Raw genomic sequence first — 14,826 nt, 5'->3', positions numbered from 1 at the left:
CAACACGTCCGGCGATGTCACTGCTTGCCGAGGCTGTGGTAATACGCCGAGAGGTTGGCCACATCCGCGTCCGACAAGGTTTTCGCCATCATCGTCATCATTTCGTTCTTGCGCGCGCCGGTGCGGAAATCATTGAGCGCCTTGACGAGATATTCCTCCGTCTGACCCGCGAGATTGGGCGCTTCGGGCAATTTCGACATGCCGTCGATGCCGTGACACGCCGCGCATTGCGCCGCCTTCGCCCGCCCGGCCTTGATGTCGCCGGCGGCGAACGACGCGTGCGACGCCGCCGCCAGCAGGCCCGCCAGAAGCGCGCCCGTCAACGCTCTCTTCATTTGGCCCCCGAATAGGAGATGCGATAGATCGCGCCCGCGTAGTCGTCGGAGACGAGCAGCGAGCCATCCTGGAGCACCTGCACGTCGACCGGACGGCCCATGTATTCGCCGCTCTCGGTGAGCCAGCCTTGCGCGAAGACTTCCGGCTCGCCCGCGGTGCCGTCTTCCTTGATCGGGATGTACATGATGCGCGCGCCAACCGGCTTCGTGCGGTTCCACGAGCCGTGTTCCGCATCGAAGATGCCGCCCTGATACTTCTGCGGGAACATCTTGCCGTTGTAGAACGACATGCCGAGGTCCGCGGCGTGCGCGGCGAACTCGACCTGCGGGAAGACCACGCCCGCCGGCGGATTCTGGTCCTTGTACTCGACCGTGCGCACCTTCCCGCCGCCGTACCACGGAAAGCCGAAATTCTCGCCGGCCTTGGTCGCGTGATCCAGCTCGCCGGGCGGCGTGTCGTCGCCCATGCCGTCGACCTGGTTGTCCGTGAACCACAGCGTCTTGTCCTTCGGATTGAAGTCGAGACCAACCGAATTGCGCACGCCGTGCGCATAGACTTCGCGGTTTTTGCCGTCCTGATCGATGCGGATGATGCCCGCGAGCCCGTTCTTGTCGAGTTCGGCGAGCTTGTCCTTCGGCGGCACGTTCCACGGCTGGCCGAGCGCGATATACAGCTTCTTGTCCGGCCCGATGCGGCATGCGCGCGCGCCGTGGTTGAAGCTCTCGAATTGCGTGGGAATCAGCTTGCCCTGCGGCACGACGACCGCCGCCGCGACGTCCGGCCCGCCTTCGCCGAAGAACTGCGCGGCGGGAAAGGCAAGCACGCGATTCTGCTCGACGACGTAGAGCACGCCGTCCGGCGAGAAGCACACGCCGTTGGGCACCTTGAACGTCACCGAGGAGGCGAACTGCACGACATCGCTCGCAACGCGCTGCTTCGTCCGGTCCGTCACCTGCCACACGCGATTTTTGCGCGTGCCGACAAACACCACGCCCGTCGACGGCTCGATCGCCATGTGACGCGCTTCCGGCACCACCGCATACAGCTCGATCTTGAAGCCAGGCGGCAGCTTGATCTGTTCGAGGTTCTTGCGCAGTGCATCGGCGGTCGCTCCGCTTTGCGGAATCTTTTCCGCCGGCGTGGCGTTGCCGGTCTGACGGAAGTTCGACAGCGTGTTGACGTTGTCCTGCGCGGCGTTCGCCACATTCGCGAACGGCAGGCAGGCGAACAGGGTGCCTACGGCCAACGGCAAAAGCTTGAGCGTTGTCTTCATCTGGGTTGTCTCCTGTTGTACGGCTTTTTAAGATGCACTGAACAACACACGACCACTCTCGCCGAGGCGAACGGCCCGAGACGTAACCGGACGCGAACGCCGCGACGCTCCCTGCGGTGAAACAATCTTAGGATACAAATTGCCTTTGTAAGCAAAGGGCGCTTAACTTTCGCGGCGGTCCGCGTCTTCACGCGGCATCTATTTCCGCCCGTCGAAGAGGAACACGTCCGCGCGATCGGGGCTCGGCAACGCAACCAGCAGCCGCGGGCCGTCGAGCACGGCGTTACCGGTCACGGTCGCATCGGGGAGGGGGCAGGGCGCGGGGCCGAACGTCACCGAGACGTCGTATGCGTTCGCGCCTTCATGCGGCGCGACGGTTCCGCGGAAGATGCAGCCGGAGGTCGTGCTGCCGGCCAGATAGCCGTCGCCGGCCACGGTGATGCGCGTTAGCGTCGTCCCGGCGAGGGACATGCCGCGTCCGCTGTAGATTCCGCCCGCGTTGGCCTTGCTCGGCGCGATGTCGAGCATCGGCGCGGCGCTGCCGGAAAACGCGAGCGCCGCGCCGTCCTTGTCCGCGACGGTGGCGGCGACGGCCGGCGCGTGCGAGAAGTCGGCGCTGAACACGGCCGCCGACGCGCTCGCTTTCCCCACACGATAGTCGAACGCCGAATCGCTGGTGAAACGCCCGTTGCCTGCCTGCGCGCCGTGGGCCGCGACCGCGACGCCCGCGAGATCGGTCCCGCCCGCGCCGCTGTAGAAGAGATACGCGGCGCCATTGAAGAGCATGAGCAGCGTGGCGTCGGCGGAGCTGCCTTTGAGCGCGCCCTTGTAGACGCCGCCGGGGGGAAGTGTCGCCGTGACCGATCTGGGCGGCGCGGTGGCGGACGTGTTGGCGCTGTCCGTCGAACACGCGGCGAGGGCAACGGCGCACAGCACGAGGGAAAGCGCGTTTCTCGTCATTCAGGACTCCGGTCGCGAGCGGTGACGTTCCTGTATAAGCGCTTCAATCATGCAGGTCAAGCATGCCGCGACGCGTAATTCCGCGCTCATTCGGCCTCTTTACGATGCTCCTCATGGCGTCGCGCTGCACGAAAAGCGGGCCGATTCCAACGAGACATCGTCCGATTCGAGGAGAGAAAAATGAACAAGTCGACTATCGCGGTATGTGCATTGGCCGTCGCCTGCACGGTGGGCATGAGCGGCTGCGCGTCGATGGGCAATTCCGCCGACGTGTACGAGAGCATGCAGACCCAGCGCGAACAGACGGTGCGGATGGCGACCGTCGAAAGCGTGCGCCCTGTCACCATCGACGATAACGACGGCCGGCCGGGCGCGCTCGGGGCGATCGGCGGCGGCTTGCTCGGTGCGGTCGCCGGCAGCGCGATCGGTCGCGGGCATGGCTCGCTGCTTTCGGGCGTGATCGGCGGCATCGCGGGCGCGGTGGCGGGCGATCAGGTGCAGGACCGGATGGAAAAGCAGCACGGGCTCGAGATTACCGTGCGGCTGGATAACGGCGATCTGCGCGCGATCACCCAGGCCGCCGATGGTCAGATGTTCTATGCCGGCGAGCGCGTGCGTCTGTTGTCGAGCGGCGGCATCACGCGCGTGACGTCGTGAGCGAAGCGGTGCGGCGCGCCGATCATTCCCGCCGATACATCGACGACTGCGTGCCGCTTTTCGCCCGCCCCCAGATTTCCTCGTCCGTGAGCGTGGTTTCGATCAGCTCGACGGGCGCTTCGCCGTCGCGAATCACCGCGACGCGAAAGCCATCGATCGGTTCATAAGGGCCGAGCAGAATGACGTGGCCTTGCACCGCCTTCGCCAGATCGCTCACCTTGAACGCGGCATGCGGCACCGTGCGCATCAGTTCGGGCAGCGCGCTGCCTTCTTCGAAGCGGTGATACTGCACATGCATGAGCTCGCATTCGGCATCGCTCGTGTACATGCGGAACTGCGCGCTGTAACGCTCGCCCGCGCGCGGCTCGCGCGTGGGAATGCCCATGTGATGAAACTCGTAGGTGACGCCGTCTCGTATGAACATCGGTCGCTCCAGCGGGCTCAGTCTCGCGGACGTTGACGATGGCCCGCTCACGCGTTGTCGTCAAGCCAGTTTTCAACCGTCACACCGGGATAATGCGCGAAGTCCCTGACATTGTTCGTGACGACGGGCACGCCCAGCGCGACCGCATGCGCCGCGATCAGCTTGTCGAGCGCGCCCTTGTTGCGCTCGCGCGAGGCGTGGCGGATCGGACCATACGCGGCGGCGGCCTCTTCGCCGAATGGCGCGACTTCGATCAACTCGACGAGCGAGGCCAGATTGGCACGCTCTCGCTCAGGCCTTGCGCTCATAGCGACGCCGAATTGCAACTCGGCGTACGTGATGGCGGACATGACCACGTCGCCGACGTAGCATTGCTCGAAGCGCCGGGCAACTTGCTCGGGCTGGTGCTTCATCAGATAGATGCACATATTGGTGTCGAGCAGATAACGCGGCATCAGAAGAACTCCCGATCGTCTTGCTCCGGCTCGTTGCGACCGGACGCCATGAAATCGGAATCGAAGCGCTTGAAGCGGTCGAGCGCGCCCGCGAGCGAGCGGCGCACGGGATGAATGCGCAGTTCGTCGCCGACCCGTTCGATCTCGACTTCGGTCTCCGTTTCCGGATAGGCGAGTTCGGCAGGAATGCGAATGGCTTGCGAGTTGCCGTTGCGGAAGATTCGGGTGATAGGCATGATGATTCCGTGTGTGTACCCTCGTGTGTACTTTAACAGAACTCCGCCAGCAGCGTGCATCAACATGTGTGTTCTCTCCAGGATTTCGGAACTCAGCGTTCGTCAGTTCGACGGGGTTCATGCTGCCCGTCGAGCGCTTCCTTGAATAGGTGGCCTTTTGGCTAATCCGCGCGCCGCGCACAACGGCCCGATCATCTTCGGCGCGTTCGATCGTCATAACTTCGGCGACATGCTGTTCGCGCATATCGCCGCGCGTCTGCTCGAAGAACGCTCGCCGGGCATCGAACCGGTGTTCGCCGGATGCGCGCAACGCGACTTGCGCGCGTTCGGCGGCCACGACGTCGCCGCGCTCCCGCAACTCGCAGCGCGCTGGCGCGACGAGCCCGTTACGCTGATTCACGCGGGCGGCGAACTGCTGACGTGCGATGCATGGGAAGCTGCCGTCATGCTGACGCGCCCCGACGACGCGCAGTCCTGCATCGCCCGCTACGGCTCGCGCGTGGAGGACCGCCGCGTCTGGGCGCGCGCGCAACTCGGAACGGATGCGCACGCGCCTTACGTGATCGGCCGGGAGACGTTTCCGTGCGCGGCGTCGATCTGCTTCGACGCGATCGGCGGCGCGACGCTCGATCTACGCGATGCCGCGCTACGCGACGAAGTGCTGACGAAGCTCCGAACCGCCGACGCCATCGGCGTGCGGGACACGCAAACGAAAGCCACGCTGCGAGGCGCGGGCATCGACGCGCGGCTGGTCCCCGATCCGGCGGCCCTCGTAGCCGAACTCTTCGACGAGCGCATCCAGGCGGCGCACCCCGCATGCTCGCGCGGCTATCTGGCCGTCCAGTTCAGCGCTGATTTCGGCGACGACGCCACGCTCGCGCGCATCGCGCATCAACTCGATCTGCTCGTCGAATCGACCGGGCTCGGCATTGCGCTCTTTCGTGCGGGCGCGGCGCCGTGGCACGACGACATCGCGGTGTACGAGCGCATGGCGGCGCGCATGCGCCATGCCGCCGTGAAGATTGTCGATTCGCTGAACGTCTGGGATATCTGCGCGCTGATCGCGCGCAGCGAAGGGTTTGCGGGCAGCAGCCTGCATGGACGCATCGTCGCGATGGCGTACGGCCTGCCGCGCGTGAATCTGCAACACGGCGATGCGCACAAGCAGCGCGCGTATGCATCGACATGGGAGATCGCGAACGCGCCGGGCGTCGTGCCCATCGACGCATTGCACGCGGCCATGCGCGACGCCATGTCGATCGGCCGCGAAGCGCTCCGCCGTCACGGCGCGATGCTCGCACGCGCGCACCGCGCGGGATTCGAAGCGCTACGTCTGTGACGCCGCCGCATCGACATAATCGAGATAAGCCCGCACCGCCGGCGCGCGCTCGAAACGCCGATACACCATCGCCACTTCCGAAGGCACCGCCTTACCCGCGATCTCGCGATATTCCACGTCCGGCACCGTCACGCATTGCGCGAGCGAGCGCGGCACGACGGCGACGTCGCCGCCGAGCGACACATGCGCGAGCACGGCCGCGAGCGTGCCCGGCTGCGCGACGATCCTCGCCGTGAAGCGCCCGCGCCGCGCCACTTCGAGCGTGCCGGACTCCTGTTCGGGCACGACGAACGATTGCTCGCGCAACTGCGCCGGCGTGATTACGCTCGACGCCGTCAGCGGCGAATCGGCGGGCAACGCGACGATGAACGTATCGCGATGCACGGTGCGCGCCTCGACGCCCTCCGGATACGGCACCGGCGGCCGCACATAGGCGATGTCGATGCGCCCTTCGATCAGCAGCGCGCCCGCGTCGCGCATCACGATTTCCTCGATGCCGATCTCGACCTTCGGATAGCGCGCCCGAAAGCCGCGCACGGTCGCCTGCAGCACGCCGGAATACACCGCTGACCCGACATAGCCAATCACGATGCGCCCCAGCTCTCCACGCTCCGCCAGCGCCGCACGCTCGGCCCCGCGCGCGAGATGTTCGAGCGCGCCGACGGCCTCGCTCAGATAGGCCTCGCCCGCGGCCGTCAACGCGACCGATCGCTTCGTCCGATGAAATAGCCGCACGCCGAGCAGCCGTTCGGCTTCCTGAATCTGCTTGGTGAGCGCGGGCGGCGCGATGCCGAGCTCTTCCGCGGCGCGCGCGAAGTGCAGATGGCGCGCGACGCTCAGGAAACAGCGCACATGACGCAATTCGACAGGCATGATGTATTCACGATTTCGATAAATATTTGACGATTCTATGTCAATGACAGGAAAGAGCGATGCCACTAGCATCGACGGACCGATCGCTTATCTCGAAATCGCCATGTCATCGACCGCCTCCGACCGCTTCGTGCTGCTCACCGCCTCCGCGACGTGCGCGCTCATCACGCTCGACACGAACGTCGTCGCGGTGGCGCTGCCGTCCATCGCGCGGGATTTTCATGCCGGATTCGCCGAGGTCGAATGGGTCGTGAGCGCGTACATGGTCGCGTTCGCGGCGTGCCTGTTGCCCGCGGGCGCGCTCGCGGACCGCATCGGCCGCCGGAAAATGCTGATCGCCGGGCTCGCCGTGTTCTTTCTCGCGTCGCTCGGCTGCGGACTCGCGCCGTCGGCGCTGGCGCTGAACATCGCGCGCGCGGCGAAGGGCGTCGGCGCGGCGATGCTGCTGACATCGGCGCTCGCGATCATCGCCAACACTTTCCACGAAGGCACGGCGCGCGCCCGCGCGTGGGCCGTGTGGGGCACCTGCATGGGTGTGTCGACGACGATCGCGCCGCTCGTCGGCGGCGTCATCACGCAATGGGCCGGCTGGCGCTGGATCTTCCTGATGAACCTGCCGATCTGCGCGCTGCTTGCGTACTGCGCGTGGCGCGGCATCCGCGAATCGCGCAATCCTCACGCGGGCGCGCTCGATCTCGCCGGCAGCGCGCTCTTTGCCGCGGCGCTTGCGCTCGGCATCTGGGCGCTGATCGACGCGCAAGCGGACGGCTGGGCTAACTGGCGCACCGAAGCGCGCCTCGTCGCGTGCGTGGCGCTTTTCGCCGTGTTCGTGCGCGTGCAGCGCTCGCGCGCGCACGCGATGATCGATCTCGCGCTTTTTCGCCAGCCGCGCTTCGTCGCCGCCGTGCTCGCGATGTTCGGCTACGCCGCGTGCGCGCAAGTGATGATGACCTTCCTGCCGCTCTATCTGCAAAACGCGTTCGGACTGCCGGCGGTGCGCGCGGGCATCGGCATGTTGCCGTTCGCGATCGCGATGGTCGTCGGACCGTACATCGGCGCGTCGCTCGCCAGGCGCATTCCGCCGATGGCGCTGCTCACGCTCGGCCTCGCGATCATCGGCGCGGGCAATCTGCTGACGGCGCTGTTCGCGGGGATGTCGAGTTACGCGTTGATCGCGGCGGGCATGATCGTCACGGGCCTCGGCGCGGGCGTGCTCAACGGCGACACGCAAAAGGCGATCATGGCGTGCGTGCCGGCACATCGCACCGGCATGGCGTCGGGCATCAGCACGACGACCCGCTTCACCGCGATCGTCACATCGGTCGGCGTGCTGGGCGCGGTGCTCGCGAGCCGCACGCACGCCGCGCTCGATCTGCACGCGAGCAGCCTCGCGGATCCGAAAGCCGTGCTCGATGCGAGCTTCCTCTCGCGCCTGCTCTCGGGCGACCTCGCCCACGCGGGCGCGGGCAGCGAAGCGATTCTGCGCATTGCGCGCGCGAGTTTCGCGAGCGGTTTCGCGGCGTCGCTCGCCGTCGCGGGCGTTTGCGCGCTGAGCGTCGCCGCCGCGGTCTGGCTGCTAACGCGGATGGCTTCGGCGCGTGAAAACGTAAAATTTGATGTATCCGGACGCTCGGGCGACATCGTTCGATAGCGCCGGTTCAAGGTGCGGCGCTACGATGGCAGGCCGATGAATCTCCGCGCAGGGACGCTCTTTTAGCTGAACGGTTCGCGCGCGGCCCGAGGTTGCAAGTCATGCCAAGCAGCGCCCGCAAGCGTCACGCGTATCCGAAAATCAGGCCCGGCCGGACCCTCATCGAGATGATGAGAGTGATGTGGCATCTCTCGCCGCTCTTTCTCGTCAACATTGCCGGGTTCATCGCGCTTGCGGTGACGATGTACTACTTCGGCGGTCCCGTGAACACTGTCGATCACGCGCCGGTCACGTTCGGCGAGACGCTTTACATGTGCGGCGTGACCGGACTGACGATCGGCTATGGCGATATCGTTCCGACCACGCCGGTCGGTCGTGTCGTCTCGGTTTCCGTCGCGTTCCTCGGCATCCTGCTGACGGGTCTGGTCACGTCGGCGGCGGTGCTCGCCGTGCAGCGGGCCGCCGCGCGCCCCGAATCGGAAGGACAATAGCGTTCCGGGCGTCGCGCCGACAGGCCGCCGCCGTTTCGACCTACGCACAGGCGGAAAACGCGATGAACACTCTCGAAGGCAGGATCGTCGCCATCACGGGCGGCTTTGGCAGTCTGGGACTCGCGACGGCGCGCGTGCTCGCCGGACGCGGCGCGCGCATCGCGTTGATCGGCCACGGCGGCAAGCAGGACGCGTTGCCCGCGCCGCTCGCCGACGCGTGCATCGTGACCGGCATCGATCTGGCGGATGCGAAGTCGGCGCAAACGGCGATGGACGCCATCGTCGAGCAGATGGGCGGCCTGCATGCGCTCGTGAACGTGGCCGGCGCGTTCACATGGCAGACCATCGCGGACGGCGGCGCCGATACCTGGCAAGCCATGTTCGACGTGAACGTGAAGACCGCGCTCAACGCATCGAAGGCGGCGCTCGCGGCGTTGAGCGCGAACGAAGGCGGGCGCATCGTCAACGTCGGCGCGCTGGCCGCGATGAAAGCGGGCATGGGCATGGGCGCGTACGCGGCATCGAAAGCCGCGCTGCTGCGCCTGACCGAAGCGCTGGCCGAAGAACTGAAGGACCGCGGCGTGACGGTGAACGCGGTGTTGCCGTCGATCATCGATACCCCGCCGAATCGCCGCGATATGCCCGACGCCGATTTCTCGCGCTGGGTGAAGCCGGAAGAGCTCGGCGCGGTGATCGCGTTTCTGCTGTCGCCCGATGCGCAATGCATTACGGGCGCGGCGATTCCGGTGAGCGGGCGCGTCTGACGATCAGCGCGTCTGCGCCTTGAACGCCTCGCCTTGCATGCCCGCGCGATCCACGGCCGCGATGCGATTGCGGCCGTTGTCCTTCGCGTGATAAAGCTGCGCGTCGGTGAGATTGATGAAAGCCGTCACGTCCATGCGATCGCCGGGCACGACCGTGCCCACGCCGAAGCTCGCGGTCACTTGCTGATCGTGCGGCGAGCGCACATGCGGGATCGCTTCGTTGGCGATCAGCGTGCGGCAACGTTCGGCCAGACGCATCGCGGCTTCGGCGTCGGTGTCCGCGAGAATCAGCGCGAATTCCTCGCCGCCGAAGCGCCCGAGAAAATGCCGCTCGCCCGCCGCTTCGCCGAGCACGCGCGCGATGCGCTGCAGGCAAGCGTCGCCCTGAACGTGGCCGTAGTAGTCGTTGTACGACTTGAAGAAATCGATATCGATCATGACGAGCGACAGCGGCTTGCCCGCTGCCTTCGCGGCGTCCCACTCGCGCGCCATGACGTTGTCGAAGTGGCGGCGATTGCCGACGCCGGTGAGGCTGTCGCTGAACGACAGGCGCTCCAGTTCCCGCTGCAACTGCGCGAGCTTTTCCTCGGTGCGCTTGCGCTCGCTGATGTCGAACATGAAGCCGATCAGCGCCTCGACTTCGCCCTTGCCGTTGCGCTCGACGTGCACGACGTCGCGCAGCCAGACATAGCCGCCGTCGCGGGTGAGCGCGCGGTAATCGGCTTCGTGGTCCGTACCCGCCTTGGACTGGCCGACGCAGAAGTTGACCACTGCTTCGCGGTCGTCCGGATGCATGCGCTCGGCCCAGTCGTGCACGGTCTTCCATGACGAAGGCGCCCAGCCGAGCAGCGCCTCGATCTGCGGTCCGATATACACGAATTCCATCGTCGCCCAGTCGATCTTCCAGGGAATCGCCTTGGTCGATTCGAGCAGCGTGCGATAGACGGCGTGATCGTCCTCGCCGAGCGCGCGTTGCGGCGGCGCGAGGGTGTCTTCGTGCCGCAGGAAGGCGGCCTGGAGCGGGCTTGCGGAAGAGTCGCGTTTCATCGGATCGAGTGGCTGCGGTGGCTGATTGACGTCAGCGTGCTTATCGGCAGCGCACGGCGAGTTCTGAAGGGCGGCGTGGATTGGGATAGTGATGCGTGGGAGCGCGTTTCGAACTCTACGGTGTCCTCAAGGCGAAGACGCGCTCGTAGGCCGCGCCGTGTCCGACGGCGCGCCTCACCCCCTCAATCGTAATGACGATGCTTGTGATGCCGCTTGCCCGACCGATGGCCGCGCGAATAATCGTCCGCATACGAGTTCGAGCGCGACACGTTGCCGCCGAGCGCCGCACCCGCGCCGCCGCCCAAAGCCGCGCCGACGAGGCCGCCGCCACGGCCGCCCATCGCGTTGCCCGCCGCCGTGCCAGCGCCGCCGCCAAGGGCGCCGCCGACGATCGCGCCCGTGCGCTCCCTGCGATTCGACGTGACCGCGCCACCCGCGCCGCCGCCCACCGCGCCGCCGATGACCGCGCCCGTGCTGCCGCCCACCGCGCCACCCAGCGCAGCGCCGGCCACGCCGCCGAGTGCGCCGCCAAGCGCGTTATTCATGTCGCCGGCCACAGCCGGCAGCGAAGCCGCGGCGGCGATCGCCGCGATACCGACCATCTGCACGATTTTTTTCAACATAAGAGGCTTTTCGTTTTTTTGAGACGGGGCTGAGTATAACCGCCCATCGAAAGGCCTCTGTAACTTGCCGGTCTTACCCCGGTAAGAGCTGTAACAAAATCATCTGCGCAATTACCGGCTCGCCGAGAGCATCGTGCCGCGGCAGCCGGGCGCGGAACATCGGCACGCGTAGAGCCGCTTGACGGCTGCGGTGCGCCGGCCATCCACGGTCAGGCAATAGTCGATGAACAACTCCTGTCCCTTTCCGATCGGCCTGATCGCGCGGATGAACACGCGCTCGCCGTCCTGCTCCGCCTCGCAATTCGGCGCGCAACTGTGATTGAGCCAGCGCGCGGAATTGCCGCCCCGCGCGCCATCGATCACGCTGCCGTCGTCGAGACCGAAGAGGAACGTGTGACCGTTCTCCGCGTTCGACTTCTCGTGCATGCGCTGCGCTTCCTTCCACGAGAGACGCAGACCCTTGTATTCGAGCAGCAGCGCGCCCGTGGGCAGATCGGCGAGAGCGAAGACGCCCCGGCCATGTATGGGCGAGGTGCGGACAGTGATTCGACGCATGGTGTGGCGGATCGCAGTGAGGATGTCTGGTATTTGAGAGAAGGCGTGCGCATCGCTATGATGTGGCCGTCATAAATCGTTGTCACGTCCATGCCCGCAGTTTCTCCCCGCAAGAGCAGGAAGCGCAAGCCGTTACGCGGCTCGCTTGCGCGATATCGAAACCGCATCGTCGAAGTGCTCGGAGAGGCGCGCGGCCAGCGCGTGATGATACGGTCGATTCATGACGATGGCGTTGAGCGCCGCACCGCGGTGAAGTGGATCAACCTGCTGCCGCTCGACACGGAGCTGTTCTAGCTAGCTTCGACACAACCCGCGCGCCTGTTCCAGCAACGCAGCCGCGGCAAGAAACTCCTTGCGGCCCGCCATCGTGAGCGCGGCCATCGCAGTGTCCCTGAAGAGTTCGTCGTTCGATACGGCCGCCGCGCGCCCTTGCCGCAACCGGAAGAACGCCAGCATCTCGAACGCCTGAGCGCGCAGGTCATCGCTCGCGCCAGCCGCCACCAGTTCCGCCGCGCCGGTCAGTTGCGTCAGCGCGCTTTCGAAGTCGGTCCGTTCCATCGTCACCCTCGCCGCGTGAGCCCGCCGGTCATTGTCGCGCGTTTTGGTTCAAACTATCGCCTCTGACATCGACACAACACAACGAACGGAGACGACGCATGGCGGCAAGCGAAGCAGTGATGGCATTGCGTGAAGCGCTCGGCGCGCAGGTCGTGGCGCTGCCGGATGAATTCGGCGACAGGCGCGTCGCGGACTGGAGCGGCATGCCCGGCGCCACGCCGCTTGCGATCGTCCGTCCGCGCACGACGGAAGAAGTCGCCCGGGCGCTCGCCATCTGTTCGCGCTGCAAGCAGGCGGTCGTCACGCAAGGCGGTTTGACCGGGCTCGTCGGCGGCGCGAATCTGCTCGGCGGCGAAGTGGCGTTAAGCCTCGAACGCATGAATCGCATCGTCGAGATCGATGCGATCTCCGCCACGATGACCGTCGAAGCCGGCACGCCGCTGCAAGTCGTTCAGGAAGCGGCGAGCGAGGCGGGCTTCTACTTTCCGCTCGATCTCGGCGCGCGCGGAAGCTGCACCATCGGCGGCAATCTCGCGACGAACGCGGGCGGCAACCGCGTCATCAAGTACGGCATGATGCGCGATCAGGTGCTCGGCGTCGAAGCGGTGCTCGCGAGCGGCGAGATCGTCGGCGGGCTGAACAAGATGATCAAGAACAACAGCGGTTACGACCTGCGGCACTTGTTGATCGGCAGCGAAGGCACGCTTGCGGTCATCACGCGCATCGTTTTGCGGCTGCGTCCGAAGCCCACCGCAACGGCCACCGCCTGGTGCGGCCTGCCCGATTTCGCCGCCGTCACCACGCTGCTCACGCGCGCGCAGGCGAGCCTCGCGGCGGGCGTGTCCGCGTTCGAAGTGATGTGGGCGGGCTATCACGACACGGTCATCGCCAATCTGAAGAACCTGCGCGCGCCGCTCGCCGACGCGCATCCGTTCTACGTGCTGCTCGAAAGCGTCGGCGCCGATCCCGCGCGCCACGGCGAGGCGTTCGAGGCGTTTCTCGGCGACATGCTCGAAGCGGGCATCGTGAGCGACGCGGCCATCGCATCGAACGAAGCGCACGCGCGCGATTTCTGGGCGATCCGCGATGCGCCCGGCGAGTACGACCGCTTCATCCCGAACTACGCGGCCTACGACGTGAGCTTTTCGATCGCGCAGGTCGGCGAGGCGGCGGCGCAGTGCGAGGCGCGTCTGCGCGCGCGCTGGCCCGACGCGATCGTGATGACGTACGGCCATCTCGGCGACGGCAACATTCATATCGTCGTGGACGTGCCCGGCCGCGGCAAGCAGGATCACGACGATCTCGACGCCGTCATTTACGACGTCACGCGCGAGTTCGAAGGATCGATTTCGGCGGAGCACGGCATCGGCACGAAGAAGCGCGATTATCTGCATCTGGCGCGCCGCGAAGCCGATATCGCGTCGATGCGCGCGATCAAGTCGGCGCTCGATCCGCACGGCCTGCTCAATCCGGGCAAAGTGTTCTAGCGGCGCGTATGCGCATGCCTGTGATGCACGTCGGGGAAATGCGCGTGCGTATGCGTGATCGGCAGATGCACGTGCGCATGCGTGTGCGGTTCGTCGCCGGACCACGGAAAGTCGTGTTCATGCCGATGATGCGCGTCATGCACGTGCCGGTGCGTATGTTCGAGGCGCTCGTGCGTATGCTCGTGTTCGTGCCGCTCGCGCACGTGCAGCCATACGCCGAGCGACATCAGCGCGGCGGCGATCCAGAACGCGGCGCCGGGCGCTTGCGGCCACAGCGCGAGCGAAAGCGCGACGCCGAACACCGGCGCGACCGAAAAGTATGCGCCGGTGCGCGCGGTCCCGAGATGCCGCAGCGCGATCACGAATAGCACGAGACTCACGCCGTAGCCGCCGAAACCGGTCGTCATCGCGGCGATGGCGATGCGCGGTGCGGGCAGATGCGCGCCCATCGCGAAGGCGATGCCGAGGTTCGCCGCGCCCGCGACGAGCCCTTTCGCGCAGGCGATCACCATCGCATCGGCGGTGGCGATCTTGCGCGTCAGATTGTTGTCGATGGCCCAGCACAGGCACGCGAGCGCGATCAGCAGCGCACCCGCCGACGCATCCGTTGCGCCGGGCTGCCACGCGAGCACGACGCCGCCCGCGACGATCGCGGCCATGCCGAGAAACACCGGGATATCGACGTTCTCGCGAAACACGATCCACGCGATTGCCGCTGTCAGCACGCCTTCGAGGTTGAGCAAGAGCGCGCTCGTGGCGGCGGGCGTGCTCGTCAGGCCGAGCATCAGCAAAGCCGGACCGGCGATGCCGCCGAACGCGATCGCTCCGAACAGCCACACGCACTCCCGCGCGCCGACACCCCTCGCTCGCGCGCGCAAGAGCGTGCGGCCGAGCAAGACCGCGCCCAGCCCGACGCCGCTGCCGAGATAGAACAGGCCCGCGACCATGAACGGCGGCATGGGGCCGAGCAGCGCCTTGGCGATCGGCGTGGTCGCGCCGAAAAGCGCCGCGGCGGTCAGTGCGGTGAGGATCGATGCGAATCGGCTGTCCATGATGAATCAGTCTAGTCGATGCTCATTCTTCTCTCATTCTCCCGC

The 14,826-nt window shown here is 66.4% G+C and carries 19 protein-coding genes; 7 read left to right on the top strand and 12 right to left on the bottom strand.

Annotation, left to right across the window (positions count from 1 at the left end):
* Window positions 1-17: 17 nt before the first annotated feature.
* The 3 genes from LY284_RS27620 to LY284_RS27610 all read right to left on the bottom strand — a co-directional run bounded on the left by LY284_RS27620 (window position 18) and on the right by LY284_RS27610 (window position 2,569).
* A complete protein-coding gene (locus tag LY284_RS27620; protein WP_077160345.1) occupies window positions 18-335 on the bottom strand; it encodes a cytochrome c in 318 nt (105 codons plus the stop codon).
* Window positions 332-1,609 carry a sorbosone dehydrogenase family protein gene (locus tag LY284_RS27615; RefSeq protein WP_233389345.1) on the bottom strand — a complete coding sequence of 426 codons (1,278 nt, stop codon included), beginning with the start codon at window positions 1,607-1,609 and terminating at the stop codon, window positions 332-334. Before LY284_RS27615 ends, LY284_RS27620 begins: the two co-directional genes overlap by 4 nt.
* 198 nt (window positions 1,610-1,807) lie before the next feature.
* The gene (locus LY284_RS27610) at window positions 1,808-2,569 is read right to left on the bottom strand and encodes a hypothetical protein (protein ID WP_233389342.1); all 762 of its coding nucleotides are present in this window, start codon (window positions 2,567-2,569) and stop codon (window positions 1,808-1,810) included.
* A 180-nt stretch (window positions 2,570-2,749) separates the two neighbouring features.
* Here LY284_RS27610 and LY284_RS27605 point away from each other — a divergent pair, with 180 nt between their 5' ends.
* Window positions 2,750-3,226: a glycine zipper 2TM domain-containing protein gene (locus LY284_RS27605; RefSeq protein ID WP_233389339.1), complete on the top strand. Its 477-nt coding sequence runs from the start codon at window positions 2,750-2,752 to the stop codon at window positions 3,224-3,226.
* 22 nt (window positions 3,227-3,248) lie between these two features.
* Here the strand turns inward: LY284_RS27605 and LY284_RS27600 are convergent, their stop codons facing one another.
* Genes LY284_RS27600 through vapB form a run of 3 tightly spaced genes read right to left on the bottom strand, consistent with a single transcriptional unit; the run spans window position 3,249 to window position 4,341 of the window.
* Entirely contained in the window at window positions 3,249-3,650 is a 402-nt protein-coding gene (locus LY284_RS27600) for a glyoxalase/bleomycin resistance/dioxygenase family protein (RefSeq protein ID WP_014252934.1), read from the bottom strand.
* Between the two features lie 47 nt (window positions 3,651-3,697).
* Entirely contained in the window at window positions 3,698-4,105 is a 408-nt protein-coding gene (locus LY284_RS27595; RefSeq protein WP_014252935.1) for a type II toxin-antitoxin system VapC family toxin, read from the bottom strand.
* Window positions 4,105-4,341: a type II toxin-antitoxin system VapB family antitoxin gene (gene vapB, locus LY284_RS27590; protein WP_014252936.1), complete on the bottom strand. Its 237-nt coding sequence runs from the start codon at window positions 4,339-4,341 to the stop codon at window positions 4,105-4,107. The genes LY284_RS27595 and vapB overlap by 1 nt, the downstream gene beginning before the upstream one ends.
* 157 nt (window positions 4,342-4,498) lie before the next feature.
* On the opposite strand from vapB, the gene LY284_RS27585 reads away from it, so the two are divergent.
* Window positions 4,499-5,680, top strand: a complete 1,182-nt coding sequence (locus LY284_RS27585) for a polysaccharide pyruvyl transferase family protein (RefSeq protein ID WP_233389337.1) — start codon at window positions 4,499-4,501, stop codon at window positions 5,678-5,680.
* On the opposite strand, the gene LY284_RS27580 is transcribed toward LY284_RS27585, so the two are convergent.
* On the bottom strand, window positions 5,669-6,553 hold the full coding sequence (locus LY284_RS27580; RefSeq protein WP_255724959.1) for a LysR family transcriptional regulator: 885 nt from the start codon (window positions 6,551-6,553) through the stop codon (window positions 5,669-5,671). The two genes, LY284_RS27585 and LY284_RS27580, sit on opposite strands and share 12 nt — an antisense overlap.
* A gap of 103 nt (window positions 6,554-6,656) precedes the next feature.
* Between LY284_RS27580 and LY284_RS27575 the strand changes: the two genes are divergently transcribed.
* The 3 genes from LY284_RS27575 (at window position 6,657) to LY284_RS27565 (ending at window position 9,459) form a co-directional block, all read left to right on the top strand.
* Window positions 6,657-8,204, top strand: coding sequence for an MFS transporter (locus tag LY284_RS27575; protein ID WP_233389335.1), 1,548 nt, complete (start codon window positions 6,657-6,659; stop codon window positions 8,202-8,204).
* 101 nt (window positions 8,205-8,305) lie between these two features.
* Window positions 8,306-8,695, top strand: coding sequence for a potassium channel family protein (locus tag LY284_RS27570; protein ID WP_014252940.1), 390 nt, complete (start codon window positions 8,306-8,308; stop codon window positions 8,693-8,695).
* Between the two features lie 62 nt (window positions 8,696-8,757).
* A complete protein-coding gene (locus tag LY284_RS27565) occupies window positions 8,758-9,459 on the top strand; it encodes an SDR family oxidoreductase (RefSeq protein ID WP_233389333.1) in 702 nt (233 codons plus the stop codon).
* Between the two features lie 3 nt (window positions 9,460-9,462).
* On the opposite strand, the gene LY284_RS27560 is transcribed toward LY284_RS27565, so the two are convergent.
* From LY284_RS27560 to LY284_RS27550, 3 genes are all read right to left on the bottom strand, one after another.
* On the bottom strand, window positions 9,463-10,506 hold the full coding sequence (locus LY284_RS27560; RefSeq protein ID WP_045459464.1) for a sensor domain-containing diguanylate cyclase: 1,044 nt from the start codon (window positions 10,504-10,506) through the stop codon (window positions 9,463-9,465).
* 182 nt (window positions 10,507-10,688) lie between these two features.
* Complete coding sequence (locus tag LY284_RS27555) at window positions 10,689-11,129, bottom strand: hypothetical protein (RefSeq protein WP_045459466.1); 441 nt, start codon at window positions 11,127-11,129, stop codon at window positions 10,689-10,691.
* A 111-nt stretch (window positions 11,130-11,240) separates the two neighbouring features.
* Window positions 11,241-11,684: an SET domain-containing protein gene (locus LY284_RS27550; protein WP_053571769.1), complete on the bottom strand. Its 444-nt coding sequence runs from the start codon at window positions 11,682-11,684 to the stop codon at window positions 11,241-11,243.
* 90 nt (window positions 11,685-11,774) lie between these two features.
* On the opposite strand from LY284_RS27550, the gene LY284_RS27545 reads away from it, so the two are divergent.
* Window positions 11,775-11,978, top strand: coding sequence for a hypothetical protein (locus LY284_RS27545; RefSeq protein WP_014252945.1), 204 nt, complete (start codon window positions 11,775-11,777; stop codon window positions 11,976-11,978).
* Here the strand turns inward: LY284_RS27545 and LY284_RS27540 are convergent, their stop codons facing one another.
* Complete coding sequence (locus LY284_RS27540; protein ID WP_233389331.1) at window positions 11,979-12,242, bottom strand: hypothetical protein; 264 nt, start codon at window positions 12,240-12,242, stop codon at window positions 11,979-11,981.
* Window positions 12,243-12,340: 98 nt separating this feature from the next.
* On the opposite strand from LY284_RS27540, the gene LY284_RS27535 reads away from it, so the two are divergent.
* Window positions 12,341-13,729 (top strand): FAD-binding oxidoreductase, encoded by a 1,389-nt coding sequence (locus tag LY284_RS27535; protein ID WP_041733533.1) that lies wholly within the window; start codon window positions 12,341-12,343, stop codon window positions 13,727-13,729.
* On the opposite strand, the gene LY284_RS27530 is transcribed toward LY284_RS27535, so the two are convergent.
* Window positions 13,726-14,781, bottom strand: coding sequence for a DMT family transporter (locus LY284_RS27530; protein WP_233389328.1), 1,056 nt, complete (start codon window positions 14,779-14,781; stop codon window positions 13,726-13,728). The genes LY284_RS27535 and LY284_RS27530 overlap by 4 nt on opposite strands.
* Window positions 14,782-14,826 lie beyond the last annotated feature (45 nt).

The sequence above is a fragment of the Caballeronia sp. PC1 genome, assembly GCF_021353155.1.
Classification (GTDB): domain Bacteria; phylum Pseudomonadota; class Gammaproteobacteria; order Burkholderiales; family Burkholderiaceae; genus Caballeronia; species Caballeronia cordobensis.
Note: the sequence above shows the minus strand (reverse complement) of the source record. Positions and strands in the feature narration are given on the sequence as shown.